Genomic DNA, 1,075 nt, shown 5'->3' with positions numbered 1-1,075 from the left:
GGCGGTCTCAAGATTCAAGTGCAACAGATGATTTGAAGGCGGCGATTTCCGCTTCCATTGCTTCGCTAGGCGTTTTCCAGCCCAGTGTCTGGCGAGGACGGGTGTTCATCAGTAACGCGATGTGATTGAGATATTCCTGACTGACGGTGGACAGGTCCGCTCCCTTGGGCAGGAACTGGCGAAGCAGACCGTTGGTGTTCTCGTTGCTTCCGCGCTGCCATGGTGCATGCGGATCAGCGAACCACACATCGATGTTCAGACCCTTCATCAGTTCGGCATAACACGTCATTTCGGTACCGCGATCGTAGGTCAAGCTGCTTCGCATCGAGGCGGGAAGTTTCTTCATCTGACGGGTAAACCCTTCCAGCGCATCTGCGGCGGTACAGCCATCCATCCGGCAAAGCACGACAAAGCGCGTTTTGCGCTCCACCAGCGTGCCGACGCAAGAACGATTGAACGCTCCCTTGATCAGATCGCCTTCCCAATGGCCTGGAACCAACCGTTGCTGGACCTGTTCGGGTCGGTGCACGATCCGCAGTTCCTCCGGTACCCAGGTGCGCTTGGCGGCAGTCTTACGCCGTAATCCCCGGGACGGCTTGCGCTGGCGTAGCGCCTCAACCAGTTCCTTTTTCAGGCCGCCGCGCGGGTGCGCATAGATGCTAGCGTAGATGGTTTCGTGACTGACGCGCTGGGCAGGATCATCCGGATGCATGGTGCGCAGCTTGGCAGCAATCTGTTGGGGCGACCAGCGCCACAGCACCAGATGGTCACGCACCGTCTGCAAGACCTCCGTTCCCGCTTCCAGCCGTCGACGCCGGACGCTGCGCTGACGCCGTGCTTTGTACTGCACGGCCGCATCCCGGGCGCAGTAGGTGGTGGTTGGCTGCCTGGCCAGCTCCCTGCTCAATGTCGACGGACTTCTCTCCAGCAGCCTGGAGATTGAGCGCAAGCTCTGGCCTCGTCGCGTTTCAATCTGGAGAACTGCGCGTTCTTCTGCGCTGAGGTGAACGTAGCTCTTTGACATGCATACACCCTACTTGCTGAGAGGGTGTTGCGCTTGGAAGTTGAGTCTAAG

Annotated in this window: 1 protein-coding gene; it reads right to left on the bottom strand. The window is 59.2% G+C overall.

The genetic code is table 11. The features are described 5' to 3' along the window. Nucleotides 1–7: 7 nt before the first annotated feature. Nucleotides 8–1,024: an IS30 family transposase gene (locus tag F7R02_RS25495; protein WP_078589051.1), complete on the bottom strand. Its 1,017-nt coding sequence runs from the start codon at nucleotides 1,022–1,024 to the stop codon at nucleotides 8–10. Nucleotides 1,025–1,075 lie beyond the last annotated feature (51 nt).

It is taken from the genome of Xanthomonas cissicola (assembly GCF_008801575.1).
Taxonomy (GTDB): domain Bacteria; phylum Pseudomonadota; class Gammaproteobacteria; order Xanthomonadales; family Xanthomonadaceae; genus Xanthomonas; species Xanthomonas cissicola.
This window is presented reverse-complemented; position numbering and strand designations above follow the sequence as displayed.

Coding starts and splice junctions, on each gene's coding strand:
- F7R02_RS25495 (WP_078589051.1), bottom strand. CDS start 1,024: ATGTCAAAGAGCTACGTTCACCTCAGCGCAGAAGAACGCGCAGTTCTC.